The organism is Emticicia soli (genome assembly GCF_037860775.1).
Lineage (GTDB): Bacteria > Bacteroidota > Bacteroidia > Cytophagales > Spirosomataceae > Emticicia > Emticicia soli.
The window spans coordinates 260,877-287,359 of the sequence record NZ_JBBEWC010000007.1 but is presented as its reverse complement, the minus strand read 5'-3'; the positions used below and the strand labels follow the sequence as shown (position 1 = coordinate 287,359).

Genomic DNA, 26,483 nt, shown 5'->3' with positions numbered 1-26,483 from the left:
AATTTATGAAAAATCAACGCAATCCTCCTGTATGAATTAAAACTACTGTACTATTATTTTTAATCTTGTTTTTCAGCAATTCATAAAAAGCAAAAAACATTTTTCCTGAGTACACATACTCTGTTTTTATGTGATGCATCTCTTCAAATTGCTCAATAAACATGAGTAATTCAGGTGTGTTTTTGGCATAACCACCGTGATGAAAATCCCAAAGAATTTCAAAGTTTCTAAGCTCTATATTTTCTTTGTTTTCTACCAAGCCTAATATCTCAGTTTCAAGGTATTGTGCATTTTTCAACACACAAACCCCGACAATATGGGTTTTAGGTGCAACATTAATCAAACCGGCTATGGTACCACCCGAACCAACAGGGCATATAATATAATCGGGAATGTAGCCCAATTGTGCCACTATCTCCTGATACATCTCTCCTACTCCTGCCAATGCCAATGCGTTACTACCACCTTCAGGAACTATATATTGGTCACTTGTTCGATAAATATTCAATAGTTCTTCCTTATCTCGATAAGCCTCTCTTGAAACAAAAACAAGGCGCATTCCGCACTCATGCGCATATTGTAAAGTAAGGCTCGAATCAGCATTTAACTCATCGCCTCTGATAATGCCTGTTGTCTCAAACCCTAAATATTTACCCGCAGCCGCTAAGGCATAAAGATGATTTGAATGTGCTCCGCCAAAGGTAATCAGCTTTGTGTATCCAAGTTTTTTTGCCTCTAATAAATTAAACTTTAGTTTTCGCCATTTGTTTCCCGAAATTTGTGGATGAATCAAATCATCTCTTTTCACAAAGACTTTAAGCCCTTTTTGTTCGAACCTATAATCGCTAATTGGCTCTAATGGAGAAGGTAGATTTAGTATTTTTTCAAAATCAAGCATATCTTTGTGCAATAAATCAAGTTTCAAACCTCCCATTTCATAATTGGGCAGGTAAAATAGGCAAGTCTTTAGATTTGCACCAAAATTAAGCAGAATGTCTGAAATACAAGATAATATTGATAACGACGAAGAGGACGAACTCTACGAACACCAACGGGTGGTAGTTGATAAAGGCCAGGCACTTATGAGGCTTGACAAATATTTGCCGCATTTTTCAAAAAACTTATCCCGTAACCGTATTCAGAATGCCATTGAGGCTGAAACGATTAAGGTAAACGGGCAACCCGCAAAAGCAAGTTATAAGGTAAAGCCATTTGATGTAATCACTTATTCTTTACCAAAGCCACCACGCAATACCGAGCTTATCCCAGAAGATATTCCGCTCAATATCGTGCACGAAGATGATGATATTCTTATCATCAATAAACCTGCGGGCATGGTAGTACACCCAGCTTATGGCAACTGGTCGGGCACTTTGGTTAATGGGCTTATTTACTATTTACAAAATTTGCCTACGCATCGAAACGGCGAAATTCGCCCGGGTCTAGTGCACAGAATAGACAAAGATACCTCAGGCTTATTGGTTATTGCCAAAAACGATTACGCCATGACTTTTCTGGCAAATCAGTTTTTTGAACATACCATTGAGCGCACTTACTATGCCCTTATCTGGGGTGTACCTAAAGAAGAGTCAGGTACAATCCATAATTATATTGGTCGTAGCTATAAAAATCGCAAAGTGTCTGAGGTTTTTCCAGACGATACGCACGCTAAAGAAGCAATAACTCATTATAAAGTATTGAAAGATTTGCGTTATGTGTCGCTTATTCAATGCAATTTAGAAACAGGGCGAACCCACCAGATAAGGGTACACATGAAACACCTCGGGCATCCGCTTTTTAACGATTCCGAATATGGTGGAGACAGAATTTTGAGAGGCCAGGTATTTAATAAATACAAACAGTTTGTCGAAAATTGCTTCGATATCATTCCTCGGCAGGCACTTCATGCTAAAACGCTGGGTTTTATACACCCTCGAACAAAGCAATGGGTACAATTCGATACCGAGCTGCCCGATGATTTCAAGGGTGTACTCACCAAATGGGAAAATTACGTAACTGAATAAAAGGCTAAAAAACTACATTTGTTTTAACCTAAAACAAACTATGAAAATCAAGATAAGAAAAATACGCAAAGAAGATGTTCAGCAAGTTTTTGATTTAGTTTATGAATTGGCCGTCTACGAAAAAGCACCTGAGCAGGTTACAAACACTGTTGAAATGATGCTGAAAGATGGCTTTGGCAAAAATAAAATCTTTGGCTGTTTTGTGGCAGAAGTCGAAGGAAAAATTCAAGGCATTTCAATATACTATTATCGTTATTCAACTTGGAAAGGCAAACGATTGTATCTTGAAGATATAGTGGTAACTGAAGCCATGCGTGGCAATGGGCTTGGCAAATTATTGTTTGATAAAACCATTGAAGAAGCCAAGAAAACCGATTGTACGGGTATGATGTGGCAAGTACTAGACTGGAACGAGCCGGCTATCAATTTCTACAGAAAGAACTTCCCGACGAGGTTTGACGGCGAATGGATTAACTGTCATATAGATTTTTAGAACTGGCTTAGGTCATTTCTTTTCTATTTGGCGTCTTTGTTTTTTGATTTTACGTTTATTACTACTTCCTACAAGGTTTTCACCAACAAAGTGTACACGGGTTTTCCATACTTTGCGTGGCGAAAAGGTACGTTCGCCGTGTCGGTGCTCCATCCACACCTTACAAGCTTTGTTGGGGCATGGCCGGTATATGTAGCACCCCTGCATCAAAAAGAGCAAAAAAAGTATAGCAATTATCTTTCTCATTAAGAATCAAAACGTTTTTCTCGCAAACTTATTTTCTGTTTCTGCCAATAAATATACACTTCTGTAAGATTTATTATTCGCTGCACAATAGTTGAGTAATTTCCTCGTTAGCGTCCACAATCTGGGGAAATTATACCACAAATTTTTCCAAATCTACACATTTTGAAAAGGAACGTTTTTTTTAGGTATAAAATCATTAAATCTACGCAACCATGAAAAAATCAGAAAAAGTTGATCACCTTGACCACAATGAAGAGGAGCAGGTGAAAGAAGAAAAGAATCTTAATTTCAAAAAAATGTTTATTTGGCTTATAGGATTAGGAATCGTTTTTTCAATAATTGCTTATATCGGAGGGTTCATTACAGTTGGCGGCCCTAATAAAGGTGGCCGTTTCGGAATTGTTACTCCCGAAGATTCAGCAGCAGTTGTAAAAGGTGATACGCTGAAAGCTAAATAATATACACAACACAAATTAAAACGCACAACAAAACATGAAAACGGAAAGAGAAGAACTGCTAGACGAAGCAAAATCAAAAAAAGAATCATTGCAAAACAAAGCTGAAAACGCTTACGAAAACGCAAAAGATAAAGCTGAAGATTTAAAAGATAAGGCTAAAGACAAATGGGAAGAAACCAAAGACGATGCCTCAGAAGCCTGGGATAAAACTAAAGATAAAGCATCAGACGCTTGGGATAAAACCAAAGAAAATGCCTCTGAAGCATGGGACAAAACAAAAGAAAAAGCTAATGAGCTTGGAGACAAGATAAGTGAGAAAGCCCAAGAGGGAAAAGATAAAGTTAAAAGTTGGACAAACTAAGATATTAATCGTGGATTCTATAGTGGTTGTGAAAGTCAAACAGGGGTATATCACTTTAATATACCCCTTGTTTTAAAAAACAATCAAAGGCGAATTCAACAATTTATAAAAATATTTTACTGCTAAAGTAAAAAAGAGCGCAACTCAAATACGCACAACTTCCAACACTTATGATTCCGGTTTCGGATAGTAATAGTTACTAGATTCACATGACTCAAGTTATTTTAATTACACAACTTATTTTTTGACAACAATACTTATAGTTTCACACAACAACAATTAAGATTAAAGTAGTTACTAGATTCACATGACTCAAGTTATTTTAATTACACAACGTTTAAAATTACAGTTTTCACACAACAAAAAGTAAAACCCAAATAGTTACTAAATTCACCAGCTTTTTAAACAGGACGTATTGAATCCTATTTGCGTAAATACACACAACTATATTGAAATAAATTCACACAATTAGGAAATTTATAATGGCATTGCTTGAATTTACACAACTTGCTATTAAATCATACAAAAATAAGTCCGCCAAACTCTTGACTACAAAATCCAACAATAAAGGGGCCATTTACCAATGTCCCCTATTTTTATGCCCATCATGTAAGAAATCTATTATGCAGCCAATTGCTTTTTGTTATAAACCGCTTTGGTAAGCAATTGAGGTTTTATAAGCTGGTTGAATCTTTCAAAAGCAAAACCCTCTCTTAAGTAAACCGGCATTTCGTTGAGCAATTTTTGGTAGGTTTCCATACCTAAAGCTTTTACCAGATAGGTTTCGTGCACAAGATTGAGGTAATAAACAATACCTATCAAAGAATCATGAAATGCATCGAATGCGATATTGGCATTAAGATAACGCTCAATTTCCCGGTTATTTTCTGAGTATTTAAGACGGCCCAATAAATCAAAAACAGTAGTTACTGGTATCTGAGAAGTTATCTTTTCCCAATCTTGTTTCGAAAACTTCAAAATAGGGTCACCCGTCTTTTTATTCTTCAAAGCAGTGTCTTCATTGCCCTGTATCTGCTCACGTAATTTCTTGGCTTTTAGTGTACGAGTAGTTTTTAAAAACTGAGCTACATGAGAGGCCACATCTTCCTCGTCTCGCAAATAATCAACACTCGGTATCACGGTGGCCTTTGGCAAACGGTGAATCTTAAATTCGTTATAATTACCTGAGCTATAATAGCCCAAAGAAGCCGGATAAACCCCATGCTCAACCCAAGTAGCCATTCGTTTGGCTAAAGCGCCTTCGTCGGCTGTATAAATGCCTTGTGTACCCATTAATGCTCTTATTGAGTAAAAGACACTGAAATAAGCCTGTGGGAATGTCCAGTGCAAAGAACTGTTCATAACCTGAGACTCAGGTGTTTTTACCACACTTCTTAAGGCATACTCGGTGTTCCAGGCATTGAGCATCATTGATTTAATATAATTAACCCTGTTATCATTTATAAAGGGTTTAAATTTCTTCCAGAAAGGTAAGGATGTAATCTGGCTCATTTCGTTGGCTTTATCAATATTCCGATAAATGGCTTCGAAATGATTGAAGAAGACCTGCGCCGGTATCGACGAAGCATCCATCATTGTCAATTTCCCTGACTGGTAATTTTTAATTACTGAATTTCTTTCTACATTTTCCATTTTAAACAGCTTGGTTAAATACATGAAACGTGTGGCGTAGTGAGGGTATTCTTTAGGCAGAAAATACCCTATAATTAAAACATAAAATATTCAAAAAAGATTCGTTTTTACCTACATAAAACAACCCCGTAAACAACTATAAACCAATAACTTACAAAAATACATATACGTAATTCGAATTTATATAATAAGCTCAAAAAGCAAACATTAAGCGTCTCTTTATTTGAGGACTTTTTACCTCATGCAATTAAAACTTTTAATGTCGTGAGGAATATTAATACCTACCCTTAAACAAGAAATAATCCAAATTATGATGGTACATTTTTTTTGTTAACTTATAAAAGTCATAAGTACTTCTCTTATTTTTTAATTAATTAAAATTCAGGGAATCATGAAAAATCCAAATCAAAGTTTAAGTTCGAAGTTTTCGGAGAACGATGGTGAAAAATTAAAAACACTTTTTGTGGATGGACTAAAAGACCTGTACTGGGCCGAAAGCCATCTGATAAAAGCTCTTCCTAAGATGTCGAAGGCGGCTACTTCAGAAGACTTAAAAATGGCATTTAATACTCATCATGCCGAAACCGAAAAACATGTAAACCGGCTTGAAAGAGTATTTGAAATTATTGGTGAAAAAGTTCAGTCGAAAAAATGCCCGGCTATGGAAGGCTTATTGCACGAAGGAGACGAAATTATAGCCTCAACTGACACCAAAAGTTTTGTAAGAGATTGTGGCTTAATAATGGCTGCACAAAAAGTTGAGCATTACGAAATAGCCTCTTATGGTACATTACGTAATATTGCCCGTATTTTAGGCCATTTTGAAGTGGCAGAAATATTACAAACAACTTTAGATGAAGAAGGTGAAGCAGACCATAAACTAACTGAACTGGCAGAGGCGCACATCAATGAGGAGGCAGCCCTGGAATAGCACTATTACATCTGTTATTTGAGCTAATGGGGCTGTCTCAAAAGTTTTCTATACCAAATAATATTTGGGGAAGACCCCACCCTAACCCTCCCCATTGTTGGGGAGAGGGGTTGGGGTTTGGGGTCGAAGCCTTACCAAATAATATTTTGTGCAGTTTTCTTTTGAGACAGCCTCATGTATTAAGCATAAATCTTCGCATTATCCGTTTACAGGCTCGCCACCATTGATATGTATCACTTGTCCGCTAATATAACTTGCATCTTCTGATGCCAGAAAAACATAAGCCGGTGCTACTTCGGCAGGTTGTCCGGGTCTTTTCATGGGTGTATCCTTACCAAATTTCCGCTGGTGTTCTTTTGTAAAAGTAGAAACAATGAGCGGAGTCCAGATAGGCCCGGGAGCTACTGCATTTACTCGTATCTTCTTATCGGCCAACATACCAGACAATGTACGTGTAAAGGCCACAATAGCACCTTTAGTAGACGAATAATCGAGTAATAAAGGATTACCTCGATAAGCAACCACAGAGGCTGTATTAATAATAGAGCTGCCTTTTTTAAGATGCGGCAAAGCCGCCTTAACAAGATAAAAGTTTGAGAAAATGTTAGTCTCAAAAGTCTGTTTCATCTGGTCGGCACTTATGTCTTCTACTTCTTTCTGCGGAAACTGAACAGCAGCATTGTTTACCAGAATATCCAGCTTACCCCACTCCCGTATCACCTTTTCAATTATCTCGTTGCAATTTTCTTCATTGCTGATATCCGATTCTATGAGTAATGCTTTTGTTCCCTTCTCTTCTACCAGCTTTTTGGTTTCTTCTGCGTCTGCATCGTTTTTCTTATACACAATAGCCACGTTTGCTCCTTCTCTGGCAAAAGCAATACTTACCGCACGCCCAATACCGCTATCACCTCCGGTAATAAGTGCTATTTTGTTCTTTAATCTTTGTGTTTGTCTGTCGTATGGCCTTTCAAATACTGGCTTGTCTTTCATGCGCTTCTCTTCCGAAGCCGCATTATCAATTTCTCTTTCATGTTTTTTCATAGCATTAAAGTTTATTTAAATATACGCTAGTACACTAAAAAACTATACCTACCTGTCAAACTTAAAGATATTCGTTCCGATGTGTTTTTTCCCAATCAAGGTATCTCTTATAACCTCGGCTGCAATTTGGCTGAATACAATGCCATTTCCTCCGAACCCTAAGGCAAAATAAGTGTTAGGATGCTCTTTCACTTGCCCGATATAGGGTAAACCATCTTTGGTTTCGGCAAAAGTACCTGCCCACGAAAAATCTATTCTGAAATCTAAATCAGGAAATTTCTTTTGAAATGCTTTTTGTAGTTCAAGCGCTTTTTTATCTTTTAGCTTATCTCTTTTCTCAGGGTTATAAAATGGTTCGTCTTTGCCTCCTATCAGAATACGATTATCGTCGGTGGTACGCATATAAAGATACGGTCGTGCAGTTTCCCATATCAGGGCATTCTGATGCCATAAATTACTGTTCCCAAAGGGCTCACTGACAATGGCGAACGAAGAATTGAAATCAACAACTTTTTTTGACAAATACCCCTGCGACTCATAACCACAAGCTATAATTAGCTTTTTGGCTTTGATGGTTTCACCATAATTAGTTTTAAGCTCAACACCAGTTTTGTGATGATTAATTTCTACTACTTCGGTTTTGTCAAATACTTGCAAACCATTGCTAATAGAAGTATTCAGCAGTTCGTGGGTAAATAAGTAAGCATCAATCTGTGCGCCAGTCTCAGATAACAAGCCAGCAGGCGCAGAAAACGGAAATAACGAAGCAATATCCTGCTTCGTTAGCATTTCCAACTCAATTCCAATATTTTTTCTTAGCCTATATTCAGTCTCTATTTCCTTTACATCTTTACTGCCAGAAGCATAATAAAAGCTTTTCTTTAACGAAAAGCCTACATCTGATGCCAGAGATTGGGTTATCTTTTGAATTTTCTCAATTGCCTCTATACACATCAGGTAACTTTGATTAGCGTTTTTTTCGCCTACAAATTTAGTGAGCTCACCTAAGGGTGTATCAATTTCGTATTGCAACAATGCTGTACTGGCACATGTACTGCCCATGCCGATTTTTCGTTTGTCAAGTAAAACTGCCGGAATACCCTCTTGTGTTAGGTAATAAGCAATTAAGGCTCCGGTAATTCCACCACCCATAATAGCGATGTCGGTAGAAGAAGATTGCTTGATGGAAGGGTACGAACGTACAATACCGCTATTCATCAACCAAAATGGTGACTCGGTTCTTAAATCCATGTAGTTGTGTAAATAATTAAAACTTGCAGTTGTGTGTTAATAAGGTAATGCCAAATCAAAAGCCTCACGGGTTGATTCAATAGACTTACGAAGGCTTGCAACCTGCTTACCCAAAGCACTCAATAATTCTGGCAAAGTCAGAAACTGAAGCGCACTTAAAGCTGATTCATAAGCCTTCTCAGCGAATTTATCACCTAATTGGCAAGATAAAGCTACTGTACGTGGATTAGTAGTGGCTGCCGCCATTGTAAAATAAAACTGAGACTGGTGGGGTCTTTCGGCCTCTACTTTATTTGGTTTTGATTGCCCAAAATTTACTCCCTCAATCGAGCGGTTGATACACTCGGTCAGATCGATAGTTTCATCGATTTTAATCTGAAAATACTTTTTCGAATTTCCGTTTTTAATCATGTCAACAGCCTTCTGATAACCTTTTACTCTCACAGCATTTATTTCCCGGAGTTGTATCAGACTTCTTAAGGCTTCATCACTTAACTTGTCCATGGATGCAAAATGTTTAACTTGAATGTAAATTTGGGTGAAACACATTTCTTTTACTATATAAAAAATCATTCCATAGTATGATTTAAATCATAATCATAAATGGTGAGTATTTTGTTACTCAAATTACTGTTGCTAATGTTACTCACTAATTTGGGCTATATTAAGCTTAAGTAAAATCTTAATGGGTGGAACACATTTTTTGCATCTTAAGGCATCCACATAAAGCATAGAAATAGAATGAAAAACGAAGAAAAAAAAACGCAGGAGGATATTCGTGAGATGGTAAAAGACATAAATTTTGCCATGCTTTGTACCCACGCAAAAAATGGACATATTCATAGCAGACCTATGGGTACTCAGGGTATGGACAAAGATGGAAATATATGGTTTCTGACCGAAAAAGACTCAGGTAAAATAGACGAAATAAATGCCAACGCAAATGTTTGTGTTTGCTACGCTTCGCCTTCTGATAATACCTATGTTTGTATTATGGGTGAAGCCTCAGAAGTAAACGACCCGAAAAAAATTGATGAATACTGGACACCCCTTGCTAAAGCATGGTTTCCGAAGGGAAAAGATGACCCTAATCTTACTTTGATTAAGGTTAATGCACACGAAGCAGAATATTGGGATAGTGATTCGAATAAACTCGTGGTTGGCATAAAAATGATAAGTACGCTCGTAACCGGAAAAGAATATACAGACGAAGGTGCATACGGCACGGTGAAATTCTGATTACACACATTAAGGCTGAGAAAGGAAAACTTACTCAGCCTTAATTTTTTTTATGCTTATTTAAGCTTATCTCTTCTTTCTTTCAGCTCTCTCCAGGTTGTCATGATGATGTTATTATCTTTGATATACTTCTTCAAAGCAGGGTCAAGCATAGCTAATAAGTCACCTCTTCGGTTATTGCCTGAGTCTGAAATATGTTCAAAAACCTCGGTGGTAGCCGTGCAGTGCATAATTACCATTGTTACGCCTGGCTGCAAATCTTTAAAAGACTCAATGTATTTTTGTGTTTTATATTTTTGCAATACATCGTCGCTTACTTTTTGATTTCTGAACTGATTCCATTCATAACTAACGTTGTGAAGGTCGTCTAATACAGGTAGACCTGCATCCCATAATTGTTTACCAATAGCCTGAGCCTGCTCTAACTTAAGGCCAGCGCTACCAATTTCTTTCATAATCATGTGGTCGTGCCCACCCGGAAACATCACCGGGATTTTTTGCTCCATACCCACTTTCAGGTATCTTTCCAGAAAATCAGGTCTTGCAAAGAGCGTACCCATGTGCGAGTCCATGTGTGTTGGTTGAAAACCCATTGTGCGGGCTCTGTCTAACTGGCTTCTGATTTCTTTTTCAATATCATCGGCAGAAGCATTTTTTGCGGTACTTTGCACATTTCGCCACATGGCACCTTCTTCATCAACCAGATTTGGCACATTGCTTTTTCCCGCTAATGGCCCCCAGCGGTAATCTTTCCATTCAGAAGTAAGCGTAAGATGTAAGCCTGCATCTGTTTTTGGATGTTCTTTTAGGTAATGTACGAATCCTGGCACCCACGGGCAAGGCATCATGACACTTAACGAATTAGCAACGCCCTCTTCCATTGCCTTGATAGCCCCAATGTTTGAGTCATAAGACATACCAACGTCATCAACGTGCATAATTATTACCTTAGCACCTTTCGGATACCCCAGTTTTTCGGCATAAGTCTGGTTTTGAGCTGTTACATGAAATGTAAGTAAAACTCCTGTGAGGAAGGATAAAATGGTTTTCATAAACTTAAATTTGAGAATAGGTGGTTGGTTCTAAAAAAACTCTTATAATTCTTGATACCGTATTAGCGTATTCAGGCAATGCAGATACTCTTTTCCAGTCAGGGTCGGCACTGAAGGCTTTCCAGTTGGTGTCTCTTTCTTCCATATTTTTAAAGGTCAGCATATAAGTTAAACAAGGTTGGTGTTCACCTGCTACTACTTCTCCGAAAAAAACAGGGTTTAATTTAGTGTTGTAGAAAATCTTTATTTCATCATCATTAAACATCTTTATTTTTCTACGAGCAGCATCATCAGAAAAACTCTCGTAGGTTCTTAGCTCAAAAAAACGTTGCTCAGCAGTAGGTTTAATCATTTTAGGCAGGCCATCAAATGCCGAAAGTAGAGAAGTAGTATATCTGGCATAAGGCGCTTTATCAGGCATAAGACTGTTATATTCCTGACTTGCTTCTTTGAATTTTGCATCAGATTTTAGCTGTGTGTTTATAGTAGCATACTGCTCTATAGATGCATACGGAATAAAAACATAAATTTTTGCGGGTTCTGACTTAGCAATTTCTTTAAACACGCCTACGTTTGACACACCCAATCTGTTGAGCGTTGGTATTAGGGCGTTTTTAATATAGTTCTCAAGATTAGCAGCCGGCGAACCAAAACGAAGTTCGTAGGTACGAATCTCATAAAATTCTTTTTTGGCAGCAGCGGTTTGTGCATAGCTGCAATAAGATAAGGTTGTAAGCAGAATAAACCAAAATACTTTTTTCATTGTAATCTTAAAATAGGTTGAAAGTGTTAAATTTATTTATCAAAGGCCTCTAGTACCTTTTTTACAAGGCCATCCATCGCATTGGTGTTAATCCAGCGGCTAACCATCACCAGCTCATGGTCTGGGTCAACATACACCATATTAGCACCGTTACCCAAATGATAAAATACATTTGCCGATGCACTTGGTAGTAGTTTCTTGTCGGTATTCAGAAACCAATTCATATAGCCATAAGTAGGTTCTGGCTTAGTTGGGGTTAATGCTTGTTTCACCCAGTTTTCAGAGAGCAATTGCTGGCCATTCCATTTTCCTCTATGCAAAGACAGCAAACCAAAACGAGCCATGTCGTAAGCATTGATAAACATACCACCACCCCAATGCCCGCCTCCACTCACCGATTGCACGGCCTGCCCATCAAGCACTATCCAGGAGTTTCTGTAGCCCGTCCATCGCCAGGTGTTCGAGGCACCGATTTTATCCATTACGTTTTCTTTCAAAACTTGTGGTAGGGGTTTACGCCAAACACTTAGAGCCGCCAGAGCAAGCACATTTACCCGAACATCGTTGTACTCATATACAGTGCCTTGCTTATTTCTTGTACGATTGAGCCACTGAGCAGCATCTTTATCAGGTCTATCGGCCCAATCGGGCTTTCCCCAAAGTGTACCTTCCCAGTCGCTGGTTTGTCTCAATAGCGCATCCCATGTAATGGTTTTATTATGCGTAGTATTGAAGAGGTTTAACAATTCAGGTTTACCAAAATCATCAGCAGAACGACTTAAAGGCTCACCATAAAGTTCGATAGGCGGCATATAGTTTGTCACAGTATCATTTACACTTTTAATAAGCCCTTTATCTACTGCCAGCCCAACCGTAGTTGAGAGAAAACTCTTGGTAACACTATGCGTCATATCGCATCTGTTGGGTTCACCCCATTGCGCTATGAGATAGCCTTTATAAACAATCACACCCGTTGGTTCTCCCCTCTCTGCAAACGGACCTATGCCAAAACCAAAGGGTTCTTTACCAAAACTCTGGTAATGCGAAACTTCCATGTTACGGGGATTCTTAGATTCATTCTCAACCGCAAAGCTGATTGCCTCGGCAATCTTTGTAGCATTTAAACCCATTTCGGCAGGCTTTTTTTGCTGCCAGTTATTGTAAGGCGGAAAATAGGCATCTGTGGTTTTCTTCTGACTAAAAGCGTTTGAAAATACCACAAATCCTAAAAGTAATAGCAAGTATCTCATTTTTTCTGATGCTTTTTAATGGTGTTGTTCTTAAAATAAACTCTTTCGGCACTTACTTCTTCATCGGCAAAGATATATTTTCCTTTTGGAGCAATCTCAAAATAATTGTTAATTACCCTCATACCTTTGAAGTGATTACCCGACAGGCGAACACCACAGGGAGTGCCGTTCACGATGTTTTTTGCTTCTACATAACACTTATTGTCTCGCACTTCGCAATCTATTACTTGGTTTTCGGTATTATCTCCCCAAAAAGTAATACTGCCATAATTGTTTTTCAGACCATCATTCCGGCTGATATTATTGATAATTTTATTGTTTTTGAACTTTATCGGACAATCAAACTGCGCCAATAAATAACCTGCTCCCTCGTTATCGTGCGAATAACAATCTCTGATAATACAATTGCTCGAACCGCCATCAATATCAAAACCGCCGCCATCTTTGGTTAAGCCTGCGTGGTTATGATGCGATTCACTTTTTTGAATTACTCCGTTTTTGCAAGCCCAAAGCCAGATTCCAACCGGTCCGCCACCTGTGCATCGGTTATCAGCACCATTTTCATAGGCTTCGCAATGCTCTATTACCACGCCATCAATGCCAGCCATTACAACGCCATTACCCGAGTGATTGTGTGTTTTGCTGAGAATCCCTCTATTATTAAAAGCTTTGTTATGTGCCAGATAAAAGTTTTTGTGAGGTATTGCCGGATATTTCCCAAGCGAAGCTATACCTGCCTCGCCGTTTTCATGCGCAATTGTATGGGTAATTTTTACATTTCTGTAGCCTTCGGTGTCACTTTTATCACCCATAATCAGAATCCCGAATTTATGAAAACCTCTTACCTCACAACTATCAATTTCGATAAAACTCAGCGATTTGTTAGTATAATCGGTATAAAACTCAATGCCATTCTCTTTGTTTTTATCTACTCCATTGCCACGAAAAGAAAGTTTACTAAGCCTGATTCCCTCGCAATTGTAAGCAAAAATCCCTTTGCCGTCTCCAGCATCAATGATGGCTGGTTTTGTACCATAACTACCGATAATTACAGGCTTATTGGGCATCCCTCCATCAAGGCTATCCAGCAGAATAGATCCTTTAAATGCGGCACCCCCTTCAAAAAGCACCTTATCTCCTGTTTTCAGAGTAATATTGTTTAGTTTTTCAATGCTTCGCCAAGCAGTTTTAATACTTAGTCCATCATTACTATCATTTCCTGCAAGGCTTATATAGTAGGTTTGCTGCTTGTTTTGAAACAAGAAAATGTATAACCAAACACCAAAGTATAGCCACAATTTCATGTGTTTTTAGTTTTTAGAATGTTCTTGTTCATAGTGCTTTTTCAAAATATCTTCTCCAAAATCATTTGTCAAATCACGGGTTACGGTATGAATATGATTGCCGTTGTTTTGCGTATTATCATATTCAATCAAGATTACATCGTTCTCAATCCTATAATAATGCCCGTTATTCTCGCCATATTTCTTCCCTCCTGCCCAAACGAATCTTAGTTGGTTTAGTCCGGCCTTTTCTATTTTCTGCATTAGTTCATTGGAGAAACCCAAAGAATAATTTTTCACATACACACTCAACAAGCGCAGGAACAACTTCTGCTGTGCGGCATTCATATCGGCAAACGTTATGCCTTCTTTGTTAAAAGCATTTACCTTACGCTTGTTTCCGGTAATAATATCGCCGGGAGCCGTTTCTGAGATAATAAGCTTTTTCAATTGCTCAGCATTAAAAGAGTTCAGCAGCTCAAATGCAAAATTCACCTCGTCTTTCAAAATCTGATAGCCCTTCTTTTCTCCACTTGGCACAATGCCCGGATTACTTCCAAAAAACAAGGGTGTTGCAGAAGCTAATTTGCCTGATTCAGACGAAAAATTTAAAGAAAGATGATGGCCTTCTATCCGCCAACCCCAAAGTTTTTTCTCATCGGGCGTGCCAAAAATCGTAAAGTAATATTTTACAGGGCTTCGGTAATCGCTTTCGGGTGGGGCTTTTTCCAGCTCTTTCAGAATAATTTCGAGTTGAATAATTGCAATAGCTTTTTCTTGTCCTTGTTGGCTCAAAGAAGCTCGTAGTAGATTCATAGCCGCTTCTTTTTGCTTATCATTCATTTCTCTCAGCATGAGTCCGTTTCTTGCCTTAGGTACAAAATACCAGTTAAAACGTTCGTCAGAATCATAAGCATAATTGATTTTTTCGAGCTGAGGCTTATCAAGTAAGGCCAGAAAAGCAGAAGCGGCATTTACAATGGGTTTATTGTTGGTAGTATTTTGTGCAAACACACCAACACAACAAACCCACACTATACACACAGTAAGTAGAGTTTTCATAGTAAAATTCTTATAGGTTGAATTATTATTCCTAAATAAGTGCTATTTGTTATAAAAAACAAATTAACTTGTGGAGATTAATCCTTGTTCACGTATGAAAAGTATCTTAACTATAGGCTTGTATGTAGCTGCATTGATTTTTGTTTTTGCAGGAGTTTCGCATTTTACCAAAGAAAGATTCTTCATCAAAGCCATGCCACCTTATATCCCGTATCATAGGGCTATGGTGCTTATTAGTGGTGTGGCAGAAATTGCCTTAGGACTAGGTTTACTATTTGATGCGACAAGAGTTTATGCTGCATGGGGATTGATTTTGCTTTTGATAGCTGTTTTTCCAGCTAATATTTACATGGCAACTTCGGGCAGGTTTCACCAGATTCCGGCTTTTGCTCTGTGGCTGAGGCTACCTTTGCAGTTTTTATTAATCTGGTGGATGTACCAATATACTCGTCAATAAAAAGTTTATTTACTCCTCCATCATTTTCAGAAACACGCCATTCGTCCATCCGAACCCATCCTGGTTAGGGTATTCGCCGCCACCTGCTTCCAGATTTTCGTCATTCACATTATATTTTTCGGTCATTTTGCCTGTCTCCTTATATACTTTCAGATTCAGTTCAAGCCATCTGCTTTTAACTTTCTGCGCCAGTTCATCAAAACCATAGTTTTTTAAGCCTTTGTAGGCTATCCATTGCAAAGGGGCCCAACCATTAGGCGCATCCCACTGCTGGCCCGTAAATGCCAATGTTGTAAGTAAACCACCAGTTTTTAGAAATTTATCTTCCAAAACCTGTGCTACCCTTTCGGCCTGGGCTTGTGTAGCAATTGAAAAGAAAAGCGGAAAAGCTGCTGCCAAGGTTTCAGATTGTTTCTGGGTATTGCTCACAAAATCATAATCGAAATAAAAACCTTTTTCTTCATTCCAGCAGTATTTCTGAATAGCAGCCCTACGGGCTTGTGCCGCAGCTGCAAAACGGCGTGCAGAAGCATTACTTTTTTGTGATGTATATACTTCGGCAATGGTTTCTTCCAAATACACCAACAGGCAGTTTAAATCAACCGGAATAATATCAGTAGTATGTATGCTTTCAAATAAGTTTGGGTCTTTAAACCATCGGCTGCTAAAATCCCAACCCGATTCGGCTGCTGCTCTTAAATGTCTGTAAAGTTCCTCAGGCTTTTGCTTTGAGTGTGCGGCTAGTTCAAAATCTTCTTTATAGGCTTCGGGACGAGGTGTATTAAAACTATCCCAATAACGGTTCATAATTGACCCATCGGGCATTTTGGCTATTCTTTTTGTTGCTTTTACATCGGCTCTTAGCTGGCGCTTACCCTCAGTCCAGAACTCGTATTCTTTTTCCATGTAGGGCAGATAATCCGTCAATACCTGTGGCCCTTTTTCCTGACTCAATAATTGTAGCATCAAGGCATAAAAAGGAGGCTGCGACCTGCCTATATAATAAATCCGATTAGCATTCGGAATGTGCCCTATTTTATAAATCAGGTAAGTAAAATTATCAACCATCGCCTGAATCATATCAATCTTGCCTGACTCTTGTAACCCCAACATTGTAAAGTAACTATCCCAATAATACACTTCTCCAAAACGGCCACCAGGTACAATATATGGGTTTGGTAATGGAATAAGCGACGATTTTTCGTTATGAGGTTCACGGGTTAAAACAGTCCAGAGTTTTTCGATATGCTCTTTGGCCGATTCAGTTTTATCACTCCTGTATGAAGTATCATAATCCTGAGGTAGGTCAAAATTGTTAAGCACAAAAGTTTTTAGGTCAAACTCCGACAAGTTTTTTTGTTCGTTGTAGCGAATTTTTATTTCTTGCAGACTTTCTTCGTTATTGATGCCTTTGGGTGTGCAATCCGGAAAAGTCTTGTTATCCGGAAAAACATTTGCTAATTGTACTTGCTCAAACAACTCGCCTAACTCATGTATATATTTAATTGGTTGTTGCATTTTATTAATTTACCATCAATGCCCGCCTTTGGAATTGAATTCTATATTTTTACCTGATTTTTTCTGAATATTGTTCAATAAGAACAAACAAATGATTAAAACACCCATAGGTATCAAAGAAAAATAAAAGGCTTTTCCGCCACCTATGCTTTGAAAAAGATACCCCACTAAGCGAGACCCCAAAGTGCCGCCAATAGCCGAAAAGAAAGTAAGTAAAGATGCCATTGGGCTATGAAATATCTTTTCGGTGGCACTCAACACAATAGAGTTTACCAAAGGATAAAGTGGCGCCAGAAAGAAACCTATCAACGGAAACACATAAGCAATGATAGGCACATCAGCCACCGAATCAATAGTTTTTACTTCCATATTATTGGTTTGCGGCAATACTAATACAACCATAAGAGCCGCCCCTACAAGGCAAGTGATCAGAATAGTGAGCCAATAAACTTTTTTAACCAGGATTGATGAGATAAACCGCCCACCAGCAATAGAAAGCATCAGAATCACGGCCATAAATACACTTGTTCGCTCAGGCAAATGCAATACTTTTTCGTTGAAAGTTGGCAACCAACTCATTATTCCCTGCTCAGTCATTACATACATAAAAGCGGCTATGGCAAAAACCAACACCATCGGGCGCTTTAAAAGACCAATCATCTGTTTGAAATCGTCTACTACATTACTTCCTGGAATTTCATAATTAAGTGTATCGAAATCGGAAAAAAGCAGAAACACAAACGAAACTGCAATAAGCAAAGCCACTACTAAATAGACTCTAAGCCATGCATTGGGGTCGGTGTCGCTATAAAACATTGGAAAAGACACAAAAGCGACAGCAATACCCACCATAAAAAAGCTTTCGATAGAACTCAGAATACCTTTGTGCTCTTTGTCATCTTTTGCCAATAGACCAACCAATGAATAAACCGAAACTTTTATAACAGCAAACGAAATACCTACACAAGCAAAAAGTATTCTGACAGCCGTAAACGAATTGCCGAAGTACATACCAATACAACCCACAAAAACCAGTGCAAGGGCTATAAGCATACCTTTTTTGTAGCCGAGGCGTGGTAAAAAAGAACCTACTAGAAACGATACAAAGGCAATAGATAGGTCTTTGAATGCTTCCAGCGAGCTAGCTGCTATTTCGTCGACATGGTATGTATTAATAGATTTCTGAATCAGAATACCTACGCTATTTAATAAAATGGCAAATACAAAATAATTAAGATACAACGACAGTTTGATTTTCCAGTTTTTCATACGTTTGTTTAGAATAGGGTTTTGTTGAAATAGGAACAAATATGCTCCAAACATTCAGTTATACAAGCAATTTTATCAGTTTTCTCTTCACCTAATCAAAAAAAAACGAGCATTGTGCCCGCTTTTTTATTCATCATACGTTGACGTATTCTCTAAAACAAAACTAAATGTATTATTTAACGTGATACAAAATTCGCTGTTTACGAAGAGAAAAAATATCCCCATATTCATTACTTTTAATACTATATTATTATTTTTATGAAAATTTTAACTATTCCTATCTTAATAGAGTGAAGACCCCGTTTGAAAAAATTCAACCCGATGAAGGAAGTTCGTTCCGGCTACTTCATTTAAAAATTTCATCAAATATTTTTCCCTGGAATTACCACTACCATCCTGAATATGAAATGGTTTTTGTACATTTTGGCACGGGTAGGCGGCATGTTGGTAATCATTTGAGTTATTATGAGGACGGAGACTTAGTTTTTATAGGCTCAAATTTGCCTCATGCAGGCTTCGGCTACGATGCGCTCGACGAGCACGAAGAAACAGTCATACAGTTTAAAGAAGATTTTCTGGGCGAAAACTTTTTTGACAAACCCGAAATGACAGCCGTCAAAGCACTTTTTGAACGCTCTCAACACGGCATACATTTTTATGGACAAACCAAAAAAATTGTAGGAAACAGGCTAAAAAAAATGCCTCAACTCTCTCATTTCAATCGCATGATTGAATTACTTTCAATTTTTCAGATTCTGGCTAACTCTGAGGAATATATTCTGCTAAACGTAGCTGATACTCGTTATGATTTTAACCAGAAAGACCAGGCACGCATCAAGCGCATTTATGAGTATGTAGAGCAATCGTATCAAACCCCTATCAATATAAAAGACGTGGCCGATGTAGCCCACCTCACGGTTCCTTCGTTTTGCAATTATTTCAAAAAGGTTATGAACATGACTTACACCGACTTTGTGAACGAGTATCGTATAAACCAAGCCTGTAAATTGCTCATGACCGAAAAAAGCATAACCGATGTGTGTTTTGAATGTGGATTTTCGAATGTTTCGTATTTTAGCAAGGTTTTTAAACAGATAAAAGGCAAAAGCCCTATGCAATTTAAAAACCTTGTATTACGCAAAAAATCATATGCATAATTCTAAACCGACATTTCGCCACAAATATCTCGCTCCAAATCAAATTTCACTCGCTCAGGAGAATTTTCTTTTCCGAGTAAAAACATCATTTTGGTAATAGCAGCTTCGGTCGTTATATCAGAGCCACTTACTACTCCTATTTCTTCCAGCTTTCGGCTGGTTTGATAAGTACCTTGCAATACTCTGCCCCCATCGCATTGCGATACATTAAAAATCACAATTCCCGCATCAGTGGCTTGTTTCAATTCATCCAGAAACCAGCTTTCAGACGGCGCGTTGCCTGCCCCGTAGGTTTCTAATACTACGCCTTTTAGCCCTTTAGTATTAAAAATATTATGAATAAGCCCCTGCTGCATACCCGGAAAGAGTTTCAGTATCATTACGTTTTCATCGAGCTGTTCGTGCAATTGCAATGGCAAGTCGGTTCGGTATGGGCGTATGAAAGGGAAATTATAATCAATTGTTACACCTGCTTCTGCCAGATTCGGGTAATTCTCAGACCTGAAGGCATTAAACTGGCTACTTTCTTTCTTCTTGGCACGGTTGCCTCGCAATAAATAAGAATTAAAATACACAGCTACTTCGGGCACAATGGGTCTGCCATTAATTTTTGCCGAGGCTATTTCAAGAGCCGTAATCAAATTCTCACGGGCATCGGTGCGGGCAATGCCTATGGGTAATTGCGCACCTGTCAGAATCACAGGTTTGCTCAGATTCTCTAATAAAAAACTTAGAGCCGATGCCGTATAAGCCATTGTATCGGTACCATGTAGCACCACAAAGGCATCAAATTCCTCAAAATTATCGTGTATAATCCTTGCAATTTCTACCCAGATGGCGGGCTTTATATTGGCCGAGTCTATTGGTTTTTCTAAAGCAAGTATAGTTAGTTCAAACTCAAGACGATGCAACTCAGGCACATTGGTAAGTATCTCATTGAAATTAAACGGTACAAGACTTTTGCTTTTTGAGTCGAAAACCATACCCAATGTTCCTCCGGTATATATCATTAAAACTGAGGTGGCACGATTATTTTTAATTGATGAAGTAGTAATTTTTGAAGTTTTATAAGACATAAAAAAAAATTTTAGAGCAAAAATACAAGGTTTGATTTACGCTTAAATACTGATTTTTTTAAATTATTGAGGCGAAGTTAGCTAAAACGTAACATGATTTTTCAAAAAAATCATTTTTTTGAGTAGAAATACTCAAAAACAAGCCTTTTTTCAGCGTTTTTTAAATAAAAAAATTATATTATTTCAAGATTTTTTTTAATTTTTTTGGAATTTTCTCATTTATATTTCGTTATATTTGAAAAGCAACAAACGAAAACACATAATAAAAGGACGGAGATATGAGCTTAACACCAACAATAAGAATAATAACAGACGAAGTAGCGATTATAGATTGCTTAGTTGACCATAGAGAAATGTTTAAAACATTTGATGCAGACAAAACCGCTGCGTTTTTGGTAGGAGAAGATTTCCACTTAGTTTTTTATTTTGCAGACAATAACCTAGAAAATCGTTTTCTGATGTATATCGTTGAAGATTTCTCGGTAAACGAAGAGTGTATGGTGTATGTCTTACAACAACTAGAAGAACAAATACAACAAAACCACCGTGTTTATACCATGAAACAGGCTCGTAACAAAGTATTAGATATGTTATACATGACCGATACTTTCAGAGCCATGTTTGGCAAAACCAAGGTAAAGGAAGAAGACGAGTATTATCATTGATTATTCAATTTCGTCCAGAAACATCCTATAAGCTCTTTTTAGCTCATCATAAGCTTTTATATTCTGCTTTTGGTGAGCTATTTCTATTCCTAGTTTATATACCTCTTCTGCTTTTTCAAACTGCTCTTTTTCAAAATACAAAGTGGCTGCATGATAATAAGTCGGCACATAGTCTGGGTGCTCTGTCAATAGCTGTTCCAGATACGCTAGTGCTTTGTCAGGATCACTGTTTATATACTCCATTGCAACCCCATAAATATTAAAAGGTTCGTTGGGTTCTTCTGCCAGATACTGCAATAAAATTTTTAATCTTTCCGCTTGCATGATATTCTTCTTTAATTTAGATTTGCAATTGTTATGCATGCATAACAATTTTTATTTTTCTACTTGCTTTCGGGCAAAAATAGCTAATTAAAATCGTTGGTTCATTATAATAATAATGCTTTTTAGAAAACCCCTAAAAGCATCTATTCTATAAAAACAATCCCTTTAGGGGTAAGGGGCAACATATCTATGAAAATACTAGTCTGCATTTCGAATGTACCTGACACAACTTCGAAAATCAGTTTTACTGATGGAGATACCAAGTTGAATAAAGCAGGAGTACAATACATCATCGGGCCCTACGATGATTATGCGCTCGCAAGAGCAGTTGAATTAAAAGAAAAATCAGGAGCCACTATCACCGTATTAAATGTTGGCACAGCCGATGCTGAACCACAAATACGTAAAGCTCTTGCTATTGGAGCCGACGAGGCAGTAAGGGTTGACACTGAGCCAACCGACTCCTATTTTGTAGCCGAACAAATAGCCGCAGTTGCCAAAGAAGGTAACTACGACCTGATATTGATGGGAAGAGAAACGAGCGATTATAACTCTGGTGTTGTTCATGGCATTGTAGGCGAAATTCTGGGCATTCCGTCGTTTTCTCCGGTTATGCAATTAGATATTGAAAATGGCGTGGCTAAAATGACACGTGAGATAGAAGGAGGTAAAGAAAAACTCGAAGCTCCACTCCCACTTGTATTAGGTTGCCAGGAACCAATTGCTGAATGGAAAATACCAAATATGCGTGGTATCATGACCGCCCGTACAAAACCTTTGAAAGTAATTCCGGCATCTGGCGAAGCACTTACTTCAACAGATAAATACAGCTTGCCACCTGCCAAGGGTGCCTGCAAGATGATATCTGCCGATGAGGCCGAAAAGCTGATAGAGTTATTGCACAAAGAGGCAAAGGTTATTTAATTCACAATTATTCATTTCCAGAAAAGATATTATATCATGGCTATATTAGTTTTCACAGAGATTGCCGACGGCGCAATCAAAAAATCTTCTCTTGAAGCCATCTACTATGGCTCTCAGGTGGCCGAAAAACTAGGTACTTCTGTAACTGCCCTTGCTATTGGCAAAGCAGATGCTGCCGAGCTTGGCATTGCAGGCAACTATGGCGCAAACAAAGTATTGCACGCCAACGATGCTAAACTAGAAGCACCAAACAGCATGGCTTATGCAAAAGTGCTTGTAGAAGCAGCCAATAGTATAAGTGCAAAGGTAATTATCACGGCGAAATCATCGCTGGCTGATGCCGTAACTGCCCGTGCAGCCGGAACATTGAAAGCGGCCGTAGTAGGAAACGTAATTGAATTACCGGATTTATCGAGTGGTTTTAAAGTAAAACGAAGCATTTTTACAGGTAAAGCCTTTGAAGTTGTAAGCATTACAAGCGATATAAAAGTATTGGCTGTAAAGAAAAACGCTGTAAACCCTGTTGAAAGCAGTAATACTGCCACAGTTGAAACCTTTGCACCAGCATTGGCCGATAATTTGTTTACAGCCAAAGTAACTGAAACCGTAAAAGCTACCGGAACAGTTTCTTTACCTGAAGCCGACCTTGTGGTATCGGGCGGCCGTGGTATGAAAGGTGCTGAGCATTGGCAACCACTATTAGACCTGGCTGATGCCCTTGGCGCTGCAACTGCTTGCTCTAAGCCTGTATCAGACCTTGACTGGCGCCCTCACCATGAGCACGTTGGACAAACGGGTGTAAAAGTGTCTCCGAATCTCTATATTGCGTGCGGTATTTCAGGAGCCATTCAGCACCTTGCGGGTGTTAACTCATCTAAAGTAATTGTGGTTATCAACAAAGATGCCGATGCGCCTTTCTTTAAAGCTGCTGATTACGGTATTGTAGGCGATGTGTTTGATGTATTGCCTAAATTAACCAAAGCGGTAAAAGAATTGAAATAATATTTTTATTGATACAACGAAAGTGCCCTGGAGCTACCCTCCGGGGCTTTTTTTATTAGATGGGTTTAGCAAATGCTTTTCATTCATTAATTTGAGGCGGTTCTGGCGCACAAGACTCGCTCCATAAAATAAAAATAAAATTCTCGTTAATTTATTCTTAAAGTTTCGAGTTTTTGTGTTTTTTTGGAAACCAAAACAAGCCTTTTAAAGTTAAAAACTGTGTACTCTATATTCACAGGACTTTTTTTGGTTTAGTTTAATAGACAAATTAAGAAATCCTTATATTTGCATCGTGGAAAAAATAAAACTCGAAATATTAGGTCTATCTCCAAGCCAATCACAAACCGGTTCTTTTGCACTGGTTCTGGCAGAGGAATTCGGTAATCGTCGATTACCGATTATCATTGGCATGTTTGAAGCACAGGCCATTGCTATTGAAATGGAGCGTATTACGCCCAATCGCCCAATGACTCACGACCTCTTCAAATCATTTGCCCGTGCATTTGATTTTACTGTTGAAGAGATTCTGATTTCAGATTTGCGAGAAGGTATATTTTATGCCAAAATAATTTGTACCGATGGTATCCGTCAGAAATCTATCGACGCACGCCCATCTGATGCCGTAGCTATTGGCTTACGCTTTCAGGTACCTATCTATACAACAAACCAGATTCTGACCGATGCCGGCATTACAACACAAGAAGCTTCTACCGCCGACGAGCCACAAGAACTGGTATCTTCATCTACCCGCCCACAAAAAGGCTCGAAAGATTCTCTTAAAGATTTGAATCTTGAAGAACTAAACAACCTTTTAAATCAGGCACTGGCGAATGAAGAGTATGAGAAGGCGGCTAAGATCAGAGATGAAATTGGCAAAAGAAATTAATTTATAGCATAACACATATAAACTTCGAAGCCATTTGCTACAACAAATGGCTTTTTTCGTTGTTGGGCTTTAAATCTACACCTACATTTAAGAAACTGTTAATTTTTCAGAAAAACGTATCCCTCACGGTAAAATATATATGTTAAGAAAACTTGGCTTTCAAAATATCCGAATATATTTGCGATTAGCTTAAGCGTACCCCTTTCAAACAATTAATTATTTACCATCATATAAACCGTTTATTTATGTTTTCTTATCTGAAAAGGAAATTTGAAAAGTACAAAATCAAAACAACTTTTAAGGAGTATCCGCATAAAGTTGTAGAGTATGATTTACCCGAATTTGGTAAAGTAAGTTTTGCAAGATGGGAAAACCCATTGGAAGCCGAAAAGCACCTTTCACAAGGGCAAGTTGATTTTTATAAGAAAATATTAAAGAAAGGCGATTTTATTATTGACATAGGTGCTCACATTGGCGACTCTACCATTCCTATGGCACTGGCAGTTGGTAAAGAGGGTACTGTGCTAGGTTTTGACCCAAACCCTTATATCTATAAGATTCTGGAGCAAAATGCAAAGCTTAATAAAGAATTTACCAATATTATACCATTGCAGTTGGCCATTACAACCTACGAAGGTGAGTTTTTCTATAATTCGTCAGAGGCTACTTATAATAACGGTGGTATTGCCGAAACCGAACAAAACCGACATGGTAAATATGGCCTGAACGAAAAAGTAAAGGGTGTTAAGCTACAAGAGTTTCTGGAAGCCAATTTCCCGGAACAACTGCCAAAACTAACACTAATAAAAATTGATACAGAGGGCTACGATACTGATATTATTCAATCAATATTGCCACTGCTAAAGCAACACAAGCCTAATCTTATTTTTGAGTGTTTTACAAAATTGACCAAAGCACAACGCCACGTTTTGTACGATTTAGTGGCCGATCTTGGTTATGATTTATTCTATGTTGAGGCTTTTGATATTAACACCAAAAAGCAAGCTATCAAACGTGAGAACATGACAGACTGGAAACATTTTGATATACTGGCTATTCCAAAAATTTAATCCGGTTGCGTAGATAGGCTTATTGAAATATAAGTTTTTATTTATATCTTACATCCATTAAGAGCCCGTTTGGATGGATATTTGTCCATCCAAACGGTTCTGATAAGCCCTAACTAAACAATTTAAAATTATAATGCTCCGAGTACTACGTAACTTTTTGCCAATCCCAAACAATGACCCTAATCTATTTTTTAGGTACATTTCTTATATTGACATCTTTGGTATTTTTGAACGAGACCCATTTGGCAACTGGTTAATTTTAAAACGTCTGATTATACTTATTGCGGGCTTCCCGACCTACTGGCGCATTGCTGTTGCCAATCAGCTAAAAGTTGAAGGCGCCGAAAAAATTGCCCGCTTACCCAATAAAAATGTCTACTTTATTTCGAATCATCAAACCTACTTTGCCGATGTAATTACGTTTTATCATATTTTCTGCTCGGTAAAATGGGGTTTTGGTAATAGAGTAATACCTGTGTCATTGCTGGCACCCAGAGCTCGCACATTTTATGTAGCCGCCAGCGAAACCATGAAAGAAGGCTTGATACCTCGTATTTTTAGTTTGGCAGGCGCTATTCTTGTAGAACGTTCGTGGAGAGCCAAAGGCGAAAATGTAAAACGAGAACTTGATACGTCTGCCGGAAGCAACGTAGCCAAAGGGCTTGATTTTGGCTGGGTTGTTAGTTTTCCGCAAGGGACTACCAGCCCCTACGCTCCTATTCGTAAAGGTACGGCCCATATTATTAAAGAAACCAACCCGATTGTGGTACCTGTTGTTATTGATGGCTTCAGAAGAGCATTTAATAAAACCGGGCTTGCCTACAAAAAAAGAAACACCGAATTACGTGTAAAATTCAAAGACCCTATTCACTTTGCACCCGAGGCAACGGTAGACGAAATCACAGAAGTTATTAAAAATATCATTGAGCAAGATATGCCCGAGCGAATTGCCCGCTGGAGAGGCGAGTCGACTAATTCTGTTAAAAATCATTAAATTAGTCTATATTTCTACTACATTTTCTATC

Annotated in this window: 29 protein-coding genes; 14 read left to right on the top strand and 15 right to left on the bottom strand. The window is 38.2% G+C overall.

The genetic code is table 11. The features are described 5' to 3' along the window. Window positions 1-13: 13 nt before the first annotated feature. Window positions 14-934: a 1-aminocyclopropane-1-carboxylate deaminase/D-cysteine desulfhydrase gene (locus tag WAE64_RS13330; protein ID WP_340237208.1), complete on the bottom strand. Its 921-nt coding sequence runs from the start codon at window positions 932-934 to the stop codon at window positions 14-16. A gap of 58 nt (window positions 935-992) precedes the next feature. On the opposite strand from WAE64_RS13330, the gene WAE64_RS13325 reads away from it, so the two are divergent. Both WAE64_RS13325 and WAE64_RS13320 read left to right on the top strand, forming a co-directional pair. After that, window positions 993-2,024, top strand: coding sequence for an RluA family pseudouridine synthase (locus WAE64_RS13325; RefSeq protein WP_340237206.1), 1,032 nt, complete (start codon window positions 993-995; stop codon window positions 2,022-2,024). A gap of 40 nt (window positions 2,025-2,064) precedes the next feature. Further along, window positions 2,065-2,517 carry a GNAT family N-acetyltransferase gene (locus WAE64_RS13320; protein ID WP_340237203.1) on the top strand — a complete coding sequence of 151 codons (453 nt, stop codon included), beginning with the start codon at window positions 2,065-2,067 and terminating at the stop codon, window positions 2,515-2,517. A gap of 12 nt (window positions 2,518-2,529) precedes the next feature. On the opposite strand, the gene WAE64_RS13315 is transcribed toward WAE64_RS13320, so the two are convergent. After that, window positions 2,530-2,670: a hypothetical protein gene (locus tag WAE64_RS13315; RefSeq protein WP_340237202.1), complete on the bottom strand. Its 141-nt coding sequence runs from the start codon at window positions 2,668-2,670 to the stop codon at window positions 2,530-2,532. A 305-nt stretch (window positions 2,671-2,975) separates the two neighbouring features. Here WAE64_RS13315 and WAE64_RS13310 point away from each other — a divergent pair, with 305 nt between their 5' ends. Beyond that, on the top strand, window positions 2,976-3,221 hold the full coding sequence (locus tag WAE64_RS13310) for a hypothetical protein (RefSeq protein WP_340237201.1): 246 nt from the start codon (window positions 2,976-2,978) through the stop codon (window positions 3,219-3,221). Window positions 3,222-3,255: 34 nt separating this feature from the next. Continuing rightward, window positions 3,256-3,582 (top strand): YtxH domain-containing protein, encoded by a 327-nt coding sequence (locus WAE64_RS13305; protein ID WP_340237199.1) that lies wholly within the window; start codon window positions 3,256-3,258, stop codon window positions 3,580-3,582. A 621-nt stretch (window positions 3,583-4,203) separates the two neighbouring features. Here the strand turns inward: WAE64_RS13305 and WAE64_RS13300 are convergent. Then, window positions 4,204-5,235 carry a hypothetical protein gene (locus WAE64_RS13300; protein ID WP_340237197.1) on the bottom strand — a complete coding sequence of 344 codons (1,032 nt, stop codon included), beginning with the start codon at window positions 5,233-5,235 and terminating at the stop codon, window positions 4,204-4,206. Window positions 5,236-5,626: 391 nt separating this feature from the next. Between WAE64_RS13300 and WAE64_RS13295 the strand changes: the two genes are divergently transcribed. Next, a complete protein-coding gene (locus WAE64_RS13295) occupies window positions 5,627-6,166 on the top strand; it encodes a YciE/YciF ferroxidase family protein (protein ID WP_340237196.1) in 540 nt (179 codons plus the stop codon). Window positions 6,167-6,364: 198 nt separating this feature from the next. On the opposite strand, the gene WAE64_RS13290 is transcribed toward WAE64_RS13295, so the two are convergent. From WAE64_RS13290 to WAE64_RS13280, 3 genes are read right to left on the bottom strand one after another with little or no spacing between them, the layout of a single operon-like run. Continuing rightward, a complete protein-coding gene (locus WAE64_RS13290; protein ID WP_340237195.1) occupies window positions 6,365-7,210 on the bottom strand; it encodes an SDR family oxidoreductase in 846 nt (281 codons plus the stop codon). Window positions 7,211-7,258: 48 nt separating this feature from the next. Continuing rightward, on the bottom strand, window positions 7,259-8,461 hold the full coding sequence (locus WAE64_RS13285) for an NAD(P)/FAD-dependent oxidoreductase (protein ID WP_340237194.1): 1,203 nt from the start codon (window positions 8,459-8,461) through the stop codon (window positions 7,259-7,261). Between the two features lie 36 nt (window positions 8,462-8,497). After that, the gene (locus WAE64_RS13280) at window positions 8,498-8,965 is read right to left on the bottom strand and encodes a hypothetical protein (protein ID WP_340237193.1); all 468 of its coding nucleotides are present in this window, start codon (window positions 8,963-8,965) and stop codon (window positions 8,498-8,500) included. Between the two features lie 237 nt (window positions 8,966-9,202). On the opposite strand from WAE64_RS13280, the gene WAE64_RS13275 reads away from it, so the two are divergent. Further along, window positions 9,203-9,700: a pyridoxamine 5'-phosphate oxidase family protein gene (locus WAE64_RS13275; protein ID WP_340237192.1), complete on the top strand. Its 498-nt coding sequence runs from the start codon at window positions 9,203-9,205 to the stop codon at window positions 9,698-9,700. Between the two features lie 56 nt (window positions 9,701-9,756). On the opposite strand, the gene WAE64_RS13270 is transcribed toward WAE64_RS13275, so the two are convergent. From WAE64_RS13270 to WAE64_RS13250, 5 genes are read right to left on the bottom strand one after another with little or no spacing between them, the layout of a single operon-like run. Continuing rightward, window positions 9,757-10,752: a polysaccharide deacetylase family protein gene (locus WAE64_RS13270; protein ID WP_340237191.1), complete on the bottom strand. Its 996-nt coding sequence runs from the start codon at window positions 10,750-10,752 to the stop codon at window positions 9,757-9,759. 4 nt (window positions 10,753-10,756) lie between these two features. Beyond that, window positions 10,757-11,515, bottom strand: a complete 759-nt coding sequence (locus WAE64_RS13265) for an NIPSNAP family protein (protein WP_340237190.1) — start codon at window positions 11,513-11,515, stop codon at window positions 10,757-10,759. 32 nt (window positions 11,516-11,547) lie between these two features. Continuing rightward, window positions 11,548-12,765 (bottom strand): serine hydrolase domain-containing protein, encoded by a 1,218-nt coding sequence (locus WAE64_RS13260; protein WP_340237189.1) that lies wholly within the window; start codon window positions 12,763-12,765, stop codon window positions 11,548-11,550. Continuing rightward, on the bottom strand, window positions 12,762-14,069 hold the full coding sequence (locus WAE64_RS13255) for a right-handed parallel beta-helix repeat-containing protein (RefSeq protein ID WP_340237187.1): 1,308 nt from the start codon (window positions 14,067-14,069) through the stop codon (window positions 12,762-12,764). The genes WAE64_RS13260 and WAE64_RS13255 overlap by 4 nt, the downstream gene beginning before the upstream one ends. Window positions 14,070-14,075: 6 nt before the next feature. Next, on the bottom strand, window positions 14,076-15,110 hold the full coding sequence (locus tag WAE64_RS13250; protein WP_340237185.1) for a DUF3500 domain-containing protein: 1,035 nt from the start codon (window positions 15,108-15,110) through the stop codon (window positions 14,076-14,078). Window positions 15,111-15,204: 94 nt separating this feature from the next. Between WAE64_RS13250 and WAE64_RS13245 the strand changes: the two genes are divergently transcribed. Further along, window positions 15,205-15,567, top strand: coding sequence for a DoxX family protein (locus tag WAE64_RS13245; RefSeq protein WP_340237183.1), 363 nt, complete (start codon window positions 15,205-15,207; stop codon window positions 15,565-15,567). 9 nt (window positions 15,568-15,576) lie between these two features. On the opposite strand, the gene treF is transcribed toward WAE64_RS13245, so the two are convergent. Both treF and WAE64_RS13235 read right to left on the bottom strand, forming a co-directional pair. Further along, window positions 15,577-17,085, bottom strand: a complete 1,509-nt coding sequence (gene treF / locus WAE64_RS13240) for an alpha,alpha-trehalase TreF (RefSeq protein WP_340237182.1) — start codon at window positions 17,083-17,085, stop codon at window positions 15,577-15,579. Between the two features lie 15 nt (window positions 17,086-17,100). Next, window positions 17,101-18,354 (bottom strand): MFS transporter, encoded by a 1,254-nt coding sequence (locus WAE64_RS13235; RefSeq protein ID WP_340237181.1) that lies wholly within the window; start codon window positions 18,352-18,354, stop codon window positions 17,101-17,103. 290 nt (window positions 18,355-18,644) lie between these two features. Between WAE64_RS13235 and WAE64_RS13230 the strand changes: the two genes are divergently transcribed. Further along, a complete protein-coding gene (locus tag WAE64_RS13230; RefSeq protein ID WP_340237178.1) occupies window positions 18,645-19,511 on the top strand; it encodes an AraC family transcriptional regulator in 867 nt (288 codons plus the stop codon). A gap of 2 nt (window positions 19,512-19,513) precedes the next feature. Here the strand turns inward: WAE64_RS13230 and WAE64_RS13225 are convergent, their stop codons facing one another. Beyond that, window positions 19,514-20,587, bottom strand: a complete 1,074-nt coding sequence (locus WAE64_RS13225; RefSeq protein WP_340237176.1) for an asparaginase — start codon at window positions 20,585-20,587, stop codon at window positions 19,514-19,516. Between the two features lie 278 nt (window positions 20,588-20,865). Here WAE64_RS13225 and WAE64_RS13220 point away from each other — a divergent pair, with 278 nt between their 5' ends. Beyond that, window positions 20,866-21,252: a hypothetical protein gene (locus tag WAE64_RS13220; protein ID WP_340237174.1), complete on the top strand. Its 387-nt coding sequence runs from the start codon at window positions 20,866-20,868 to the stop codon at window positions 21,250-21,252. Here the strand turns inward: WAE64_RS13220 and WAE64_RS13215 are convergent, their stop codons facing one another. Beyond that, window positions 21,253-21,576 carry a tetratricopeptide repeat protein gene (locus WAE64_RS13215; protein WP_340237173.1) on the bottom strand — a complete coding sequence of 108 codons (324 nt, stop codon included), beginning with the start codon at window positions 21,574-21,576 and terminating at the stop codon, window positions 21,253-21,255. It abuts the gene before it with no gap. Between the two features lie 189 nt (window positions 21,577-21,765). On the opposite strand from WAE64_RS13215, the gene WAE64_RS13210 reads away from it, so the two are divergent. The 5 genes from WAE64_RS13210 to WAE64_RS13190 all read left to right on the top strand — a co-directional run bounded on the left by WAE64_RS13210 (window position 21,766) and on the right by WAE64_RS13190 (window position 26,452). After that, on the top strand, window positions 21,766-22,500 hold the full coding sequence (locus WAE64_RS13210; protein ID WP_340237172.1) for an electron transfer flavoprotein subunit beta/FixA family protein: 735 nt from the start codon (window positions 21,766-21,768) through the stop codon (window positions 22,498-22,500). A 36-nt stretch (window positions 22,501-22,536) separates the two neighbouring features. Then, a complete protein-coding gene (locus WAE64_RS13205; protein ID WP_340237170.1) occupies window positions 22,537-23,502 on the top strand; it encodes an electron transfer flavoprotein subunit alpha/FixB family protein in 966 nt (321 codons plus the stop codon). 292 nt (window positions 23,503-23,794) lie between these two features. Beyond that, the gene (locus tag WAE64_RS13200) at window positions 23,795-24,388 is read left to right on the top strand and encodes a bifunctional nuclease family protein (RefSeq protein WP_340237168.1); all 594 of its coding nucleotides are present in this window, start codon (window positions 23,795-23,797) and stop codon (window positions 24,386-24,388) included. Between the two features lie 245 nt (window positions 24,389-24,633). Further along, window positions 24,634-25,458 (top strand): FkbM family methyltransferase, encoded by an 825-nt coding sequence (locus WAE64_RS13195; protein ID WP_340237167.1) that lies wholly within the window; start codon window positions 24,634-24,636, stop codon window positions 25,456-25,458. Window positions 25,459-25,591: 133 nt separating this feature from the next. Further along, a complete protein-coding gene (locus WAE64_RS13190) occupies window positions 25,592-26,452 on the top strand; it encodes a lysophospholipid acyltransferase family protein (RefSeq protein ID WP_340237166.1) in 861 nt (286 codons plus the stop codon). Window positions 26,453-26,483: the final 31 nt, after the last annotated feature.